A 15,567-nucleotide genomic window follows, 5' to 3' on the forward strand; every position below is an offset into this window, starting at 1 on the left:
TTGAATTACGAACGTCAGCCGTACAGAAGGTGTGGCCGCAGCGGCCTGCAGCTCCCCGCGGTCTCGCTGGGCCTGTGGCACAACTTCGGCGGCGGCAAGCCGCTCGACAGCCAGCGCGCGATCCTGCACAAGGCGCTCGACCTCGGCATCACCCACTTCGACATCGCCGACAGGTATGGCCCGCCGCTCGGGGCCGCCGAGTCGACGTTCGGCACGATCTTCCGCCAGGACCTGCGCGGGCACCGTGACGAGATCGTCGTCACCACCAAGGGCAGCAACCCCATGTGGGACGGCCCCTACGGCAAGGGCAACTCGCGCAAGCACCTGCTCGCCACGCTCGACCGCTCGCTGGACCGGCTCGGCCTCGACTTCGTGGACATCTTCTACCTGCACCGCGACGACGACGCCACGCCGCTGGAAGAGCAGGTGAGCACCCTCGACCACATGGTGCGCACCGGCCGCGTCCTCTATGTCGGGGTCTCCAACTTCTCCCCCGAACGTACGGCGGAGGCCGCCCGGCTGCTGCGCGACCTCGGCACCCCGCTGGTGGTGCACCAGCCGGTGTATTCGATGATCAAGCGAGGCATCGAGGAGTCGCTGCTGGGCGTGCTGGAGCGCGAGGGCATGGGCTGCGTCGTGTACTCGCCGCTGGCCCAGGGCCTGCTGACCGACCGCTACCTGAACGGCATCCCGGCCGACTCGCGGGCGGCCGAGGGCCGTTTCCTCACCGCCGACCGGGTCACGCCCGAGGTGCTGACGTTCGTCCGCGCGCTGGGCGAGCTCGCCTCGGCCCGCGGGCAGTCGGTGGCCCAGCTGGCGCTGGCGTGGGCGCTGCGGGACCCGCGCATCACGTCGGTACTGGTGGGCGCGTCGAGCCCCGAGCAGCTCGCGGCGAACGTCGCGGCCGTCGACCGGCTCGACTTCACCACTGACGAACTGGCCCAGATCGACCGGGCCATCAAGGAGGCGGGTGTCGATGCGTAGCAGCACACGGTGACTCCCTCACTCGCCCTCCCCCGGGTGGGCCTGGGCGGCGGACCCCTGGGGAACTACCTCCAGCCCATCTCCGACGCCCAGGCCCAGGCCGTGATCGACACGGCCTGGGCGGCCGGCATCCGCTACTTCGACACCGCCCCCTTCTACGGCCTCGGCCTGGCGGAGCGGCGCCTGGGCCGGGCGCTGCGCTCCCGCCCCCGGTCCGAATACCTCCTGTCCACCAAGGTCGGCCGGCTGGTCAAGCCCGGCTCCAACGGGTCGCGTGAGGCGAGCATCTTCGCGGTCCCCGACGATCACCATGTCGAGTGGGACTTCACCCGCGACGGCGTCCTGCGCAGCGTCGCGGACTCCCTGGACCGCCTCGGCCTGGACCGGATCGACATCCTGCTCATCCACGACCCCGACCGCCACTGGCCGCAGGCGCTGGACGAGGCCTACCCCGCCCTGGCGGACCTGCGCGCCCAGGGCGTGGTGCGGGCGATCGGCGTCGGCATGAACCAGTCGCGGATGCTCGTCGACTTCGTCAAGCACGCCGACCCCGACCTCCTGCTCGCCGCCAACCAGTGCACGCTGCTGCGCCGGTCGGCGTTCGAGAAGCTGTTACCCCTGTGCCAGGAGCGGGCCATCCCCGTCGTCGCGGCCAGCCTCCTGCACCGCGGTCAACTGACCGGCCCGCCCCCGGACGACGCCGCACCGGAGGTCCAGCGGATCGCCGCGGCGTGCCAGGAGCACGACGTCCCGCTGACGGCCGCGGCCCTGCGGTTCCCCCTCCAGCACCCGGCGGTCCACTCCATCCTGGTGGGCGCCCACGAACCAGCCCAGATCACCACCAACCTCGCCGCCCTGGACCACCCCATCCCCGACGCCCTCTGGCCGGCCCTCAGCCTCGATACACGAGCAGGTAGCGCCAGAACAGGAGACGGCGGATCACGGCTCCGGGCAGCAGCGTCGCCGCCTCCGCCTTGATCTCCGGCAAGGTCATCATCGCCTTGGCGACCACCATCTCTTCCTCTTTCGCACCAGTCCTCGACAGCAGGCGCGCGACCACGTTCACCGGCACCGCGCACAAGCTCGTCGCGTAGTCCGCCGGCGTGCTCTCCCGATAGCAGCCGAGGATCGCCAGCACCCCACCGGGGGCGAGCGATCCACGCAACAGGCTCACCGTCTCGAACGGCACGTGGTGGATGCTCGCCAGACACGAGACGAAGTCGTACCGGCCGCTCGGCAGTTCGGCCAACGCGATGTCGGCCTGCTCGTACCGTACGGAACCCGGGATCGAGCGGGCCACCTCGATGGCTTCCAGGGACGAATCGATCGCGTCGACCTCGAGCCCCCGCCCGGCCAGGCGCCGAGCGAACCGGCCGGACCCACAACCCACATCCAGGGCGGTGCCTGCCCCTTCCGGAATCTGCTTGAGCAGAAGCGGATGATAGTGATCATTGTGATTGAACGCCATGACACGCGAAGCTATCGCCCAGGTCCGCCCGGCCGCAGCGTGATCCTGATCGCGGCGTACCGTTCCACCTGGGCGCGGCTGTACAGGAGCGGGAAGTACTCGCCCGACCTCCAGCGTTCCGCCAGATCCCGGTAGTGCGGGCTCCGCGGATCGCCGGACTGGCCGGGAGCGTTGACCGCGCGGGAGTTGTCCCACTGGCCGACGTCGAGCACCATCTTGAACGACGCTCCGGACGACTGCCGGTACGTGGCCGGGTCGTAGGTGGAGGCGTCCACCGTGTACGCCGAGCCGCCCCGGGGGAAGGGGCCCACGTTCGCGCCGACAGGGCCGGCGAACTCGGTGTACTGCAGCGCGCCCCACTTCCACACCCGCGGGTCGGCACCGAGCCGCCCGGCGACTTCGCGGTAGGCGGCGGCCAGTGTCATGGCCAGCAGTTCGTCCCGCGTGGCCGTCCCTCCGGACCCGAACCAGCGTTCCGGGTTCTCCAGCGCGTCGACCAGCAGGCGGGCATCGGTGACCGGGATGAAGTCCGCCACCGTCGGCGGCAGCACCGCTCGGCGGAAGGCCGGCACGAGATGGCGCGAGAACCACGGCTCGAACAGGGCCGCCGCCGGCGAGTCCGCCTCCGCCGCCCCGTCGTAGGACCGGAGCAGCTCCAGCGCCCGCGTGGTGTCCGGATCCGTGCTGGTCAGGCCGGCGAGCACGCGTACGATCCGCTGGGCGGGCTTGGACACCTTGTCGGACTGGAGACGGATCGAGTCCGCGACCGAACTGCGCGGGGTTGACGCGAGCACCTCGTCGATCCGCTGTTTACGGTAGGGAGGATCCCACTCGAACCCCACCTGCACGGGATGATTCGCGGGCAGGTCGAACTCGTTCGCCGAGGTGACCAGTCCCCGGCGCGGATTGTAGGAGCGGGGCAGGCGGGCGCCGTCGTAGAAGCCGTCCCATTCGTAGCGGCCGTCGCCCGGGACGGGCAACAGGCCGTCGTAGCCGGTGCGCTTGGGAGTGAGGCCGCCAGGCACCCAACCAACATTGCCCGATTTATCGGCATAAACCTGGTTCTCCGGTGGCCCGCCCCAGGTGCTCATGGCCGTGGCGAACTCCGTGAAGTCGCGGGCGCCCATGTACGTCAGGCTGCCGAAGTACGGCGACGTGCCGGGCTCCAGCCAGGTGGTGCGCAGGGCGTACGCGAGGTTGCGCTGCCGGTCGATCTTGAGCAAGGGCCCGTGCCTGGTGAAGGGCAGCTCCACCTCGACCGGCGCGCTGCCCGCGACCGGCACCTGCTCGGTGGTCGTCTTGAAGCGCTCCCAGCCGTCGCCGTACCGGTACCTGCCCGGGTCGTCGGGGTCGAGCTGGTAGACGTAGAGGTCTTCCTGGTCGGTGCCGAAGATGGTCAGGCCGAACGCGACGGTGCCGTTGTGCCCGATCGATATCCCCGGAAGCGCGGGTTCACCGGCCCCGATGACATCGAGTCCGGGCGCCGACAGATGGGCCAGGTAGCGCAGAGAGGGCGCGGTCAGCGACCGGTGCGGGTCGCTGGCCAGGATGGGCCGGCCCGTGGCGGACCGGCCCGGCGAGATGGCCCAGGCGTTGCTGCCTTCGGCGCCCGCGGGGTCGGCGGGGGCCAGGCGTAACGCGCCGTTCTCGACGACCACGCCCCGGGTGGCCAGGTCGTACGTCCGCAACACGTCTACGGGCACGTCGCAGGGGTCGAGTCCCTTGGGCAGGGCGACGGTCCGTTCGGGTTCCAGCTGCCACAGGGATCCGGCGGCCTTGATTCCTCCCGCGCAGACAAGGAGCGATCGGAGGACCTCGCTGAAGACGTTCTTGGAGATGCCGTGGCTTCTGATCCGCACCACATCCTCCGGCCGCCAGAGCGCGGGCGCGTACCCGAGCTGCCGGAACTCGGGCGGCATGCTCTCCGGATTCGCCGCGAGCCACCGCACGTAGGCGTTGATGCCGTCGGTGAACCGGGTCGCGGCCTGTTTCGCTCCGGGGCCGTAGCTCGACCATTCCCGGTCCATGTCTCCGCGATAGAGGAACATCCTCGTCGCTTTGTCCTGCTCCACGTAGGCGGGGCCGAATACCGCCGACAGTTCGCCCAGGCCGCGGCGCCGCCAGAGGTCGATCTGGAACAGCCGGTCCCTGGCGGCGTTGAATCCCTGGGCGAGGAAGAGGTCGTCGGTGTTCCGCGCGTAGATGTGCGGCACACCCCACTGGTCCACCAGCAGCTCAACCGGCTGCCTGAGCCCCGGGACGTACTGCTCCGTGGCCTGCCGTGACTGCGCCGAGACAGACGGCGCCGTCAGGCTCACCACCAGTCCGGCGACCAGCGCCACCCCGGCACGCAGGCGTCTCCGCATGGCACAGCACCTCTCGTTCCCCTCGTCGGCTTCCATGACAGGACGCCTGCGGTGATTTCGGCCAGCGAATTCGGGATATTCAGGGGGCGCGGAGGGGTCGGTTAGGGGGCTAAGCGCACGTCTTCTGCTCGACGTCACACAGCTTGACCGCGGGGAAACGCGAAGACGGCCCATTGAGCAGCGGCTGCGGCTTCCCGCGCAGGTGCTGGTCGAAGAACGCCGCCACGTACGTGCGGGTGATCTCCATGGAACGGGCAGGGGGCAGGGCGGTGTTCCGGTAGATGCCGATCTGTTCGCCCAGCACGGCGATGTCGGTGAACGAGACGTGCTCCGCCCCCGCCACCACGAGCCAGCGCTTCCACCCCGTCAGGTTCGGCCAGGCCTTGTCCCACGTGACGTCTCCGCCCGGGCTGTGCTTCGCCTGCGTGCCGAGGAAGAGGAACGGCCGCGACAACCCGCTCTCCGGAACGGGGACGAACGCGGTGCCGTCGATGTCGATCCCGGCGCGTACCCTCGAGTCCTTGAGCATGGCCCCCACAGCGCTCGCGCCGCCCGCCGAGTGACCGGCCATCGCGATCCTGGCCGGGTCGATCAGCTCGGCGCTCTTCCATTTGGAGTGTGCGCGCGTCAGTTCGTCCAGCACGAAGGAGACGTCTGCCGCTCTGGTCGCCCCCACCTTGTCCCAGAATGTCTGGTCCTTCTTCTTGACCTCGCATGCCACACAGGTGGTGATCCGTCCGCCGGGGAGACTCGTCTCGGTCTCGTACGTGTGGCCGATGGAGACCACCGCGTACCCTCTGCTCGCCAGGTCCTCGGCCAGTGCGGTGAGCGAGCTCCGGGGCTCGGTGAAGCCGGTGGAGAGCACCACCAGCGGCAGGCTGCGCCTTTGACCTGCGGGTTTCGCGTCGGTGATCGCGTTGGTCCGCGTCTTGCTGAGCAGGTCGAGCGGGAGATCGGTTATTTCCCCGTCTTTCATGAGAAGTTCTGATTCTTTGGCCGTCATGTACGGGGCCGTCTTCCCACCGCGGGACTTCGCCGGGTACCACAGGGAGACCATGAGCTCCCTCGCCTTCACGCTGGGAACCCAGGGGTCGGCGCGGGAGGTGTCCTTGAGGTACAGGGACGTGGTGCCGACCGGCTGGGAGCCGGTCGGTTTGGGGAGGTACGGCGCGCCGTTCCGGAGGGACGCCAGACCGGCGGCGGCGGGCCTGGCGGAGTCGGGCCCGGCGGAGGTGGACGACGGCGTGCGCGAGGGGCTGGCGGACCGGTCCGGCCCGGCTGCCGACGCGGGGGCGCAGGAGGTGGCGGCCACGAAGGCGAGCAGCGCCGCGACGGCGGTGGCGCCCCGGTGCGTTGTTCTCCGCGCGATCACATGACCCATGAACTGTCGTCCTTCCTGATCGGAGCGGCCGCCTCGATGGAGTCTCCACGGAGTCTCGACGGGCGGCCGATGGCAGCAAGCAAGCTATGCGCGCGGGAGATTCGCCCGCGTCGGCTGTCCTGTTGATATCGGCCCCTTCTTGAGGACGACCGCCGGCCGTGTCATCCCTGCGATGTACTCCTGGGGGACGCCGGGCCCGGTCACCGAGGCTGACGCGGGACGTACCGTGCAGTCGGGACAATGCATCAGTGACAGTGAGCGAACGACGTGGATGGTGGCAGGTTGGGCTGGATGCGCTGCGCCCTGAGCGGGAACCCGCCCGGCCCTCGCGCCGGTCCCTCCTCGCCGACCTGCTGCTCGCGATCGTCCTGACGGTGGTCGCGGTGGCCGCGACGGCGAGCACGACAGACGGTGGTCCCGGCCGCGTCGACGTGCGGCAACACCCCTTGATGGAGCCCTTGCGACTGCGGCCCGCTCCTCAGCCACGAAGCAGCGAGGTCCGGCCTGGCAGGCTGGTACGGCCGGTCAATCCCTCCGCCGACGACTCGGAAGGTTCGGGCCCGTTTCCGCTCCTGGTGGTCCTGACCGCGTTGCCGCTGGCGGTACGGCGGCTGTATCCGCTGACCACCTTCTGGGTGGTGCTGGTCGCGGCGTTGGCCACCTCCGACGACGCGACCTGGATCACCGTGCTGACGTTCGCCATCGCCGCCTATGGCGCCGTGGCCCACAGCCGTCACCGGGCGCTGGCGATGGGCGGCCTCGTCCTCGCGACCGTCCTGGCCGGCGCGGCCTTCCAGGACTCCGTACCACCGTTGCCGAGCTGGCTGGGGCCGTTGGTGGTGGTGCTGAGCGCTGGAGTCGCCGCGAGTTCCGGCCGGTTCTGGAGGCAGCGGCTCGACGCCGGCCGTCACCGGTTCGCCGCACTCCAGCAGGCTCAGGAGGAGGCCATGCGCAAGGCCGTCGAGGTGGAGCGCGCCCGGATCGCCGCCGAACTCCACGACGTCGTCACCCACAATGTGAACGTGATGGTGATCCAGGCCGGAGCGGCGCGCAAGGTGATGGACACGGCCCCGGCCCAGTCGAAGCAGGCCATGCTGGCGGTCGAAGCCGGCGGCCGGGCCGCCATGGCCGAACTACGCCACGTCATGGGCCTGCTCGCCGGTCCGGAAAGCGCGCGGGCGGGCGCGGACGGACTCGAACCCCAACCAGGGCTCGACCAGCTTGACTCCTTGATCAAACGGGTTCGCGCAGCCGGAGTTCCGGTCAGCGTCGAGGTCGCTCCACCGCCCGGCCCGCTGCCGCCGGGGGTGGATTTGGCCGCGTACCGCGTCGTACAGGAGGCCTTGACCAACACGATCAAGCACGCGGCCGGCGCGACGGCGTCCGTCACGATCGGCCACAGCGGCAACTGGCTGGAGATCGAGGTCACCGACACCGGCGGCGGGCAGGCGATCGAACTCGCCGACACCGGCGGCCAGCAGACGATCGGGGTCACCGACAGCGGCGGTCGGCAGGTGACGCGCGCCGGAGACGGCCAGGGCAGGGGCCTGATCGGGCTACGCGAGCGGCTCGCGCTCTACGGCGGCACCCTGCGGGCGGGACCGAGGAGCGGCGGCGGCTACCAGATCAAGGCAAGGGTTCCATGGACGTGAGCAGGCCGCTGCGCGTGGTCATCGCCGACGACCAGGCGCTGGTACGCAGCGGCTTCGGGATGATCCTCGCCGCCGACGGCATCGAGGTGGCGGCCGAGGCGGCCAACGGCGCCGAAGCTGTCGCCGCCGTCCGGCGCACCCGGCCCGACGTCGTGCTCATGGACATCCGGATGCCGGAGATGGACGGCCTCGAAGCCACCCGGCAGATCATGGCAGGCGCCACGGACGAGACCCGCGTCCTCATCCTGACCACCTACGACCTCGATCACTACGTCTACGCCGCGCTCACCATGGGGGCCAGTGCGTTCCTGCTCAAGGACGTCACGCCCGAGCACCTGGTAGCCGCGGTACGCCTGGTCCGCGCGGGCGACGCCCTGCTCGCCCCGACGATCACCCGCCGCCTGGTCGAACGGTTCGCCCGCCGCGACGAGGCCAGGGCGGCCGTCCACCGCGACCTGTCGGAGCTGACGCCCCGGGAACTGGAGGTGCTGCGCCTGCTCGCCGCCGGACTGAGCAACGCCGAACTCGCCGAACGACTGAGCCTCAGCCAGACGACGGTGAAGACCCACGTCGCTCGCATCCTGTCCAAGCTCGGCCTCAGGGACCGGGTTCAGGCGGTCGTGCTCGCGTACGAGACCGGGTTGATCACCCCGGGCTCGGAACGCCCCTCAACTCCTCAAGCATGACGGACGAATCGAACTGCCCACCCCGCACACCATCCAGGAAAGCGTCCCATTCCGGGATCGTGAACACCTGCGGCTCACGATCCCGATTCTTGGTGTCACGAACGAGAACGACGAACTCCTCGCCGGCCTTGTTGGTGACTCCTGCGTCGCGGCCACGCACGACGGCGACCTCTACGCAGTCGCCGCCGTTGTTACCGCTCCGAGTGCTCTTGCGCCAGATTGCGGCGTTTAGGTCCACGATGGGCTTTCCCTCACTGCAGTCCTCACGCTAACCCTGCCCGCACTGCGTGGAGCACGGCGATCGTCTCACCAGGACCGAGCGCGCGGGCGCGAAGATCATCGAGCATCAGGCGATATCGCTCCACTTCGTGCGTCTTCTGTCGGAAACTTCAAGAGGTTGAACGAGCCGTGCATGGCACTGTGCTCGCCACTCGTGAACGGGAGGACCTGCAGGGTCACGTTGCGGAGTTGCGCGACCTTGATCAGGTGCTCGACCTGTTCACGCATGACATTGGGCCCACCTACCGTGCGGCGGATAACAGCCTCATTCAGCACAAGCCAGACATTGAGCGGGTTCTTCTCGGTGAGTCGGGCTTGGCGGTTCACTCGAACCTGGACCTGGCTGTCGACCTCGACGTCGGAGTCGGGCTCGGGCGCAGTGGACATGATCGATCGCGCGTAGCCTTCGGTCTGCGGATTCCGGGAACGAGTTCCGACTGGTAGCCGAAGACATGCGAGGCAGATGCCTCCAGCACCACGTAGACCTGGAACCACTCCGGGATGGCTCCCGAATATTGATGCCACCAGTCCGGCTCGCCCGCGAGGCGACCAAGCTCGGCGATCACCTCCGCCTGCTTCTCCTCAGTCTCATAAAGCTTGAGAAGGCGTTTGACGTCGCGCTGCAAGACGCGGCTTTTGTCGTTCTCGATCCGATATAGCTTGCTTTCCGCCCAGCCCATCTCCTCGGCGACGGCCTCTTGACTCATGCCCGCATTGTCACGCTGAGCCCGAAGCTCCCTGGCCAGATGCGTGCTGGCAACGGTGGGGATGTGAGCGGGCAGTTCCTGGGCGAGATCGTGTTGCCGGGGGTGGAGCGTTCGGTGTCGCTTGCCCTTCGGTGTGTCGCAGAGATCCTGACGGCCGCCGGGCACATGGACACCGACGATGTGCGGCTGGTGATCAGCGAGCTCGTCAGGTGCGAGAAGCCGAGGTCGGTGACTGCGGCGGGCGCGGGTTGTGGTTGGTCGAGGCGTTCGCGGCCCGGTGGGGCGTACGGGATGAGGGCTCGGGCCGGCAGGTGGTGTGGGTGGAGATACCCGCGAAGGACGGCATCCAGGGAATTCGTCAATCGCGGGCGCCTCGCCGCACAGGCTGACCCCTCTGATCACGCCGTCGAGGTACGGCCCGCGTTCTCGCCGGGCAGATCCGCCAGCCGGTCGCGCAGCAGCGCATGCCTGAACTGGTAAAACGGGCCGAACCGGCGCAGTACCCCGCGGTCGTGGGCGTCGTCGAGAAACTTCATGAGCCGTAGCGGCAGCCCGTGACGGTACAGCCACAGTCTGGTCTGAGCGAAGCGACCCGCCGCGCTGCCGAACCAGCCGGTGAGCCCGAGGGCGAGCCCCATAGTGGCCGCGCCCGCCGCGCCGCCGATCTCGGGAAACGACCGCATGATGGCCCAGCCCACCACCGCGCTCAACCCGCCGGCTTCCACGGCGTGGACAAAGGCGGCCCGCCGGTCGTCACGCAGCGCCCTGCGCGGCGTTACCACGTCGATCGCGGCGCCGCCGTTGAGGCTGAGTGTGTTGGTGACCGGACCGCCCAGGGCCACGCACACACCCAGGACCAGCGCGGTCCCTAGGTCGGCCAGCGCCCAGAACAGCAGCGTCACGGGCACGGCGAACACGATCGTGCTCATGCACTGCGCGACCGTGGGCCGCTGGAGCCCGAGGCGACGCGGCTCACCGTCGGCCAACGCCCGTTCAGTGCCGAATATCAGCCCACCCGCCACCAGCCCGACGGCGCCGCACGCCAGGCCGTACCAGAGGCTGCCGGTGATCGGCGTGACCGCCGCGGTGATCGAGGCGGCGATAACGAGCTTGTCGATGGCGGTCAAGCCCGGCACGATGCGGTAGAGCCGCCACCAGGCCAGGTCGTTGCTCTGGCGCCCGGCCAGGTAACCGGCCAGGCAGCGCAGTGTGCGCTCGGCGCTGACCGGATCCCAATGATGGCCGCGCCGCACCCCTGAAGCACGCCCGTGGCTGCGATAGGCGGCGGTGAGGTAACTGTCCAGAAGGTGGTTCTCGATCTCGGCTGGACTGGAGAAGCCAAGCAACCTGGCTGGGTCAGGTGGCGGAGCATCGCGGCTGGTCGTCCTGGGCGGGTTGTAGTACTCGCGGGCCAGAGACACCATGATCGGCGTACACAGTGCCTCAGTCAGCGGGGTGTGCCGACTGGACAGCAGCGTGTCTGTGACTCGGTCCCAGCGTGCCGGGTCGCCCGTGGTCTGGGTCAGGTATTCGGCCGCCACGGCTGGGTCCACGTCGGCCATCTCCACGACGGCGCAGCCGTGCAGGCGTACGGCGCCTGCCTGCGCCGAGGTCATGGCCCGGTAGTCGGCGCTCCGGCAGGTGACCACGTACGGCTGGCCGGGCCCGAGCCTGTTCACCCGGTCGACCGCCACACCTATGGCTGCGGCGGGGATCTCGTCGAGGCCGTCCAGCACGAGCACCAGCAGCCCCGCGTCGAGTAGCGCTTTGGCCCTGCTCGGCCCACCATCGGCGACGGGGGCGCGCAGGCCCGCGTAGGTGAGCTCAAGCCGGCGGACGGCCCAGTCGGCGCAGTCAAGGGCCTCAGGATCCCACGAGGCCACCGACAGCAGCACCGGCAGCGGCCCGCCCGGCCGCCTGCGGGTCAGCAGACTCTGCACGAGATGAACGGCCAGCACGGTCTTGCCCGACCCGCCCCTGCCTAAGATCACCAGCTTGCCGGTGGGCACCCGGGAGAAGACGCGCGCGATGTCACCCGCGTCGCCGGCCAGGTCGGCGAAGCCTCTGCCCCAGTGGCGCGAGGAGGCCTCAGCCGCCGCCTTCACCAGGCCGGTCCACGAGCCGCTCAGTTCGGCAACCGGGTGGTAGGACGGATGCAGCGGCTCGCCGACCGACCAGTGCTCGGCCTCCAGCCGCCACTGGGCGCGCACGATACCGGCCAGCGCGTCGGCCACCTGGGCGAGTGTGAGTGGGGAACCGGCCTTGGCCACGCGGTAGGAGCGCACGGTGTACAGAGCCGAGACCACGGCCGCCACGAAGGTGACGACGAATACCACGGCGTTCATGGGCTTGTCCCACGCGGTGCCGAGCACCCCGAGGACGACGGACGCGGCTACGAGAGCCGCTGTGACGAGGATCCCCAGAAGCCCGCGCCCTGACATGCGTCCATGGTGACAGCCCTGGTCGCACCGTGGGAGCGAGTCAAAGTAACAAGCGGAGTGGCAACCGAGTTCCGCGGGTCATGCCGAAAGGTCCGCGAACTCCGGGACGAGAATCTCCCGAAGCGCACGGACCCATCACCGGCGAGGCTAGCGTCGCACGTGCACCGGTACGCCCTTGCCGAGCAGGCCGGGCAGCTCGACCGCCACGTTCATCGGCATCCGCACGCACCCGTGAGACGCCGGGTACAGCGGCACCGACAGCGCGCCGTGGAACGCGATGCCGCCGTTGAAGAAGATCGGGTTGTACAGCTGGCCCAGGTACGACCGGTGCCAGCCCTTCGCGCGCCACGTGGTCTTGAAGTCGCCCGTGGGCGTGCTGGCCGAGCCGCAGAAGCGCTGTTTCTTGCCCTGCCACGTCGCCGTCTCGCAGTAGGGGACGCCGCTGCCGGAGGAGATGTGGGTGATCAGCTTCACCTGGCCGCCGACGTACAGGACCATGATCTGCTTGGTCAGGTTGACCTCGGCGCGGGTCGGCTGGCCGTTCTTTACCAGGATCTTGGGGGTCCTGGGGTTCTCCAGCGCGGTCCACGTGCGCTTGGCGATCGTGCTGGTCGGCCTGATGCCGTTGACCTTCTGGAACGCCCACACGGCCGTCAGCGTCGAACCGCCGTAGCGACCGTCGGCCTTGCCCGGGCGGTAACCGAGCCCCTTGAGCCGGTTCTGCAGCCACATGACCGCTTCGCCCTTGGCACCCAGCTTGAGCTGCTTCTTCGGCGCGGCGACGGCACTTGGTCCCGCCGTGGCGGCCGCCACTGGAGGCGTCGCACTGGGTGTTGCCGCAGCGGGCGTGGCCGCGGTGGGTGTTGTCGTGATGGACGTGATGGCGGGCGCGGCGGCCAGCCGCACCTGGGTCGCGGACGTGCCGCACCCCGTCAGGAGTACCGCACCAGTCGTCAAGAGAGCAGCCACGCCGGGCAGCCGTCGGTCCCCCACCCCGTACCACCTCTCATACCATGAACATTCGAATCAAAGGACCCTACACCACCACCATGTCCAGGTAATGCAATGGTCAATCTGTTTAGAGTGTGCCCATGTCTGAGAAGTTGCCGGCTAACGCCGTTCTGGTGGAAACCGCCCTCCGCGCGCTGGACGCCAAGGGAGAAATCATCGTCTTGCCGGAAAAGGCGCCCACTGCGGCCACCGCCGCCGCGCAGGTCGGCTGCGAGGTCGGCGCCATCGCCAACAGCCTCATCTTCGACGCCGACGGCGCGCCGCTCCTCGTGCTGACCAGCGGTGCGCACCGCGTCGACGTCGAGTTGATCGCCCGTACGGCGGGGGTCCAGAAGGTACGGCGGGCGACACCGGAGTTCGTCAGGGCCGCGACGGGCCAGCCGATCGGCGGCGTCGCGCCCGTGGGGCATCCTGCCCCGGTGCGGACTCTCGTGGACAACTGGCTGGACAAGCACGAGGTCGTGTGGGCGGCGGGCGGGCACCCGCTCACTGTCTTTCCCACCACATTCGATGAGCTGGTGCGTATCACCGGTGGTACCCCCGTCGACGTCGAGTAGTGTGCGACGCGTGATCGAGTTTCGCGGGGCGGGCCAGGCGGAGTTCACCGAACGTCTGGACACGGTGATCGACATCTATACCGCCGCCATGCGTCCGCCCACGGACCAGATCACCGGCCGCAAGGCCATCATGCGAAATCACGGCACATATCCCTACTTCCAGTGCTACTTCGCTGAATTGCGCGGGGGCCCGGAGACTCCGGACTTGGCCGAGGTTCCGACGCTGAGTGAGCGCAGGCGGTGGTTCACGGCCTCGATGCCGGGCGCCTCACCGAGCAGCCTGATCGCCACGGAGCCGAACACCACGCGGGGCGCCGCTGGAACGCGACACCCCGGCGGCGCGTCCAGCCCGAAGATCGTCGGCTTCGCCTACGGCTTCCGGGGCGCCCCGGGTCAGTGGTGGCACGACGTCGTGTTCCGCGCGCTGGAGAGCCGTGCGGGCAGGGAGGCCGCCGAAGCCTGGCTGGGCAACGCCTTCGAACTGGCCGAGATCCACATGCACCCCGACTACCAGGGCAAGGGCATCGGCCGGGCCATGATCACCACCCTGTGCGCGGGCCGCCCCGAGCGTTCGGCGGTCCTGTCCACGCACGACCGCCCCACCATGGCCCGCCACCTGTACGCCAGCATGGGCTTCACCGACCTGCTGAGCCCGTTCCTCTTCCCTGGCGGTTACGAGCAGTACGCGATCTTGGGCAGACGCCTCCCGCTGACCTGATCGGCCCGCGTGGCATGCGCGCCAGGCCGACCGTCCAAGAACAGCGGAACGTACCAGCGCGGCTCCCCTCCCGTCCGCGACACGATCGCCATAATTGAGCTGATCAGGCTGGTCAGGCGGGATACTCGTGGCCATCGTCCGGGTCATCCCGAGCACCTCCCCCTTCACCGACACCCGTGACACGCCACTCGGCGAGCATGCCGCCGCCCGGGCGTCCGGCAGGAGGAACACATGCGTCTCGTCGCACAGATCGGACTGGCCGCCACCCTCATGGTGAGCCCAGGCGCCCCGGCCGAGCAGGTCACCACGCTTGCCGCTACATCGGGAGATACGAAAGGCGGCAAGAACCACATTCCCAAGGCGCTGAAGAAGGTCCCGTGGCTCCGTATCCTCCCTTGGAACCCGCGCCAGGCCAGCCATGTCCGGATATTCGTGCACTGCCCCAAGAAGGCCAATCACGCGATCATCGGCTCCACCGCGTTCCAGTTGAAGGGGTCGAGACGTATCTACCGGGAGGTGGGGATGGGATTCTCCGACCGGGGCCTGGGGCACCGCGGCGTGTCCATCTCCTACTACGCCCTGCCGGGGTGGCACAAGGCGCTCCTGAAGTGCGTCAAGGTCACGATGAACAAGAAGACCCGCATCAGCCGGACCCGGGTGCTCGGCCGGGACGCCATCCCCCTCTACGTGCGCAGGTTCAGCATCTGGCAGTACTTCAACTAGGCCGGAGCGTTCACGTTCAGGCAACCGACAGCGGTCTGCATGCGGACGTAAGCCCGCTGTAAGCACGTTACAGGCGACCTGCGCATCAATGGTGACGCAAGCCTTCAACGGGCCCGCACGGTTCACGCCATCACATAGGAGATCCCGATGAACCGCACCATCCGCAGCCTGCTCGGAGTCACCGCCACCGCCGGCCTCCTCGCCCTGGGCGTCCCGGCCCTCAGCGCCGCCGCGAACGCGTCGACCACATCCACCGCGGGCATCACCAGCGCGACCTTCAAGGGTCTCCGGCAGGTCCAGCCCTTCCTGTTCACTTACACCTTCAACGGCCATCTCAAGGTCGCCGGCGGCAATTTCACCGTCAACCGCCGGGTCTACCTGGCCGTCAAGTTCACCACCGGCCGGGTGGCGTTCGCCAGGTGGGAGATCGCCCGGCCGCACCCCATCACCCCCGGCGGGGCCATCTATGTGGAGACGACGATCGCCGCTCCCTGCTCCGGGTTCAAGAACGGCTACGCCCGCGCGTACGACGAGGCCACCAAGACGTGGTCTCCTCAGCTTCCGGTGGAGATCTGCCAGCGGATCGACTGAGCC

16 protein-coding genes are annotated in these 15,567 nt (G+C 69.0%); 8 read left to right on the top strand and 8 right to left on the bottom strand.

Features of this window, described 5'->3' with window-relative positions:
- Both ACGFNP_RS54045 and ACGFNP_RS54050 read left to right on the top strand, forming a co-directional pair.
- Complete coding sequence (locus tag ACGFNP_RS54045) at positions 1–984, top strand: aldo/keto reductase (RefSeq protein WP_358318488.1); 984 nt, start codon at positions 1–3, stop codon at positions 982–984.
- A gap of 9 nt (positions 985–993) precedes the next feature.
- Positions 994–1,962, top strand: coding sequence for an aldo/keto reductase (locus tag ACGFNP_RS54050; RefSeq protein ID WP_393331943.1), 969 nt, complete (start codon positions 994–996; stop codon positions 1,960–1,962).
- Here ACGFNP_RS54050 and ACGFNP_RS54055 read toward each other — a convergent pair.
- From ACGFNP_RS54055 to ACGFNP_RS54065, 3 genes are all read right to left on the bottom strand, one after another.
- On the bottom strand, positions 1,877–2,452 hold the full coding sequence (locus ACGFNP_RS54055; RefSeq protein ID WP_393331946.1) for a class I SAM-dependent methyltransferase: 576 nt from the start codon (positions 2,450–2,452) through the stop codon (positions 1,877–1,879). The two genes, ACGFNP_RS54050 and ACGFNP_RS54055, sit on opposite strands and share 86 nt — an antisense overlap.
- A gap of 11 nt (positions 2,453–2,463) precedes the next feature.
- A complete protein-coding gene (locus tag ACGFNP_RS54060) occupies positions 2,464–4,818 on the bottom strand; it encodes a penicillin acylase family protein (protein WP_393331948.1) in 2,355 nt (784 codons plus the stop codon).
- 109 nt (positions 4,819–4,927) lie between these two features.
- On the bottom strand, positions 4,928–6,199 hold the full coding sequence (locus ACGFNP_RS54065) for an alpha/beta hydrolase family protein (RefSeq protein WP_393331951.1): 1,272 nt from the start codon (positions 6,197–6,199) through the stop codon (positions 4,928–4,930).
- A 254-nt stretch (positions 6,200–6,453) separates the two neighbouring features.
- Here ACGFNP_RS54065 and ACGFNP_RS54070 point away from each other — a divergent pair, with 254 nt between their 5' ends.
- Positions 6,454–7,851 carry a sensor histidine kinase gene (locus ACGFNP_RS54070; RefSeq protein WP_393331954.1) on the top strand — a complete coding sequence of 466 codons (1,398 nt, stop codon included), beginning with the start codon at positions 6,454–6,456 and terminating at the stop codon, positions 7,849–7,851.
- Positions 7,842–8,537: a response regulator gene (locus tag ACGFNP_RS54075; RefSeq protein WP_393331957.1), complete on the top strand. Its 696-nt coding sequence runs from the start codon at positions 7,842–7,844 to the stop codon at positions 8,535–8,537. Before ACGFNP_RS54070 ends, ACGFNP_RS54075 begins: the two co-directional genes overlap by 10 nt.
- Here the strand turns inward: ACGFNP_RS54075 and ACGFNP_RS54080 are convergent.
- The 5 genes from ACGFNP_RS54080 to ACGFNP_RS54100 form a co-directional block, all read right to left on the bottom strand.
- Positions 8,497–8,775 carry a DUF397 domain-containing protein gene (locus ACGFNP_RS54080; RefSeq protein ID WP_358318481.1) on the bottom strand — a complete coding sequence of 93 codons (279 nt, stop codon included), beginning with the start codon at positions 8,773–8,775 and terminating at the stop codon, positions 8,497–8,499. The two genes, ACGFNP_RS54075 and ACGFNP_RS54080, sit on opposite strands and share 41 nt — an antisense overlap.
- 98 nt (positions 8,776–8,873) lie before the next feature.
- Positions 8,874–9,203 (bottom strand): DUF5753 domain-containing protein, encoded by a 330-nt coding sequence (locus tag ACGFNP_RS54085; protein WP_393331960.1) that lies wholly within the window; start codon positions 9,201–9,203, stop codon positions 8,874–8,876.
- A complete protein-coding gene (locus tag ACGFNP_RS54090; protein WP_393331964.1) occupies positions 9,140–9,925 on the bottom strand; it encodes a helix-turn-helix domain-containing protein in 786 nt (261 codons plus the stop codon). Before ACGFNP_RS54090 ends, ACGFNP_RS54085 begins: the two co-directional genes overlap by 64 nt.
- Positions 9,922–11,964 carry a hypothetical protein gene (locus tag ACGFNP_RS54095; RefSeq protein WP_393331967.1) on the bottom strand — a complete coding sequence of 681 codons (2,043 nt, stop codon included), beginning with the start codon at positions 11,962–11,964 and terminating at the stop codon, positions 9,922–9,924. The genes ACGFNP_RS54090 and ACGFNP_RS54095 overlap by 4 nt, the downstream gene beginning before the upstream one ends.
- Before the next feature lie 147 nt (positions 11,965–12,111).
- Positions 12,112–12,957: a L,D-transpeptidase family protein gene (locus tag ACGFNP_RS54100; RefSeq protein WP_358318477.1), complete on the bottom strand. Its 846-nt coding sequence runs from the start codon at positions 12,955–12,957 to the stop codon at positions 12,112–12,114.
- Between the two features lie 98 nt (positions 12,958–13,055).
- Here ACGFNP_RS54100 and ACGFNP_RS54105 point away from each other — a divergent pair, with 98 nt between their 5' ends.
- From ACGFNP_RS54105 to ACGFNP_RS54120, 4 genes are all read left to right on the top strand, one after another.
- A complete protein-coding gene (locus tag ACGFNP_RS54105) occupies positions 13,056–13,532 on the top strand; it encodes a YbaK/EbsC family protein (RefSeq protein ID WP_358318476.1) in 477 nt (158 codons plus the stop codon).
- Between the two features lie 10 nt (positions 13,533–13,542).
- Positions 13,543–14,250: a GNAT family N-acetyltransferase gene (locus ACGFNP_RS54110; protein WP_358318475.1), complete on the top strand. Its 708-nt coding sequence runs from the start codon at positions 13,543–13,545 to the stop codon at positions 14,248–14,250.
- A 231-nt stretch (positions 14,251–14,481) separates the two neighbouring features.
- Positions 14,482–14,973: a hypothetical protein gene (locus tag ACGFNP_RS54115; RefSeq protein WP_358318474.1), complete on the top strand. Its 492-nt coding sequence runs from the start codon at positions 14,482–14,484 to the stop codon at positions 14,971–14,973.
- A 147-nt stretch (positions 14,974–15,120) separates the two neighbouring features.
- On the top strand, positions 15,121–15,564 hold the full coding sequence (locus tag ACGFNP_RS54120; protein ID WP_393331972.1) for a hypothetical protein: 444 nt from the start codon (positions 15,121–15,123) through the stop codon (positions 15,562–15,564).
- Positions 15,565–15,567: the final 3 nt, after the last annotated feature.

The sequence above is a fragment of the Nonomuraea sp. NPDC049269 genome, from assembly GCF_043197155.1.
Taxonomy (GTDB): Bacteria; Actinomycetota; Actinomycetes; order Streptosporangiales; family Streptosporangiaceae; genus Nonomuraea.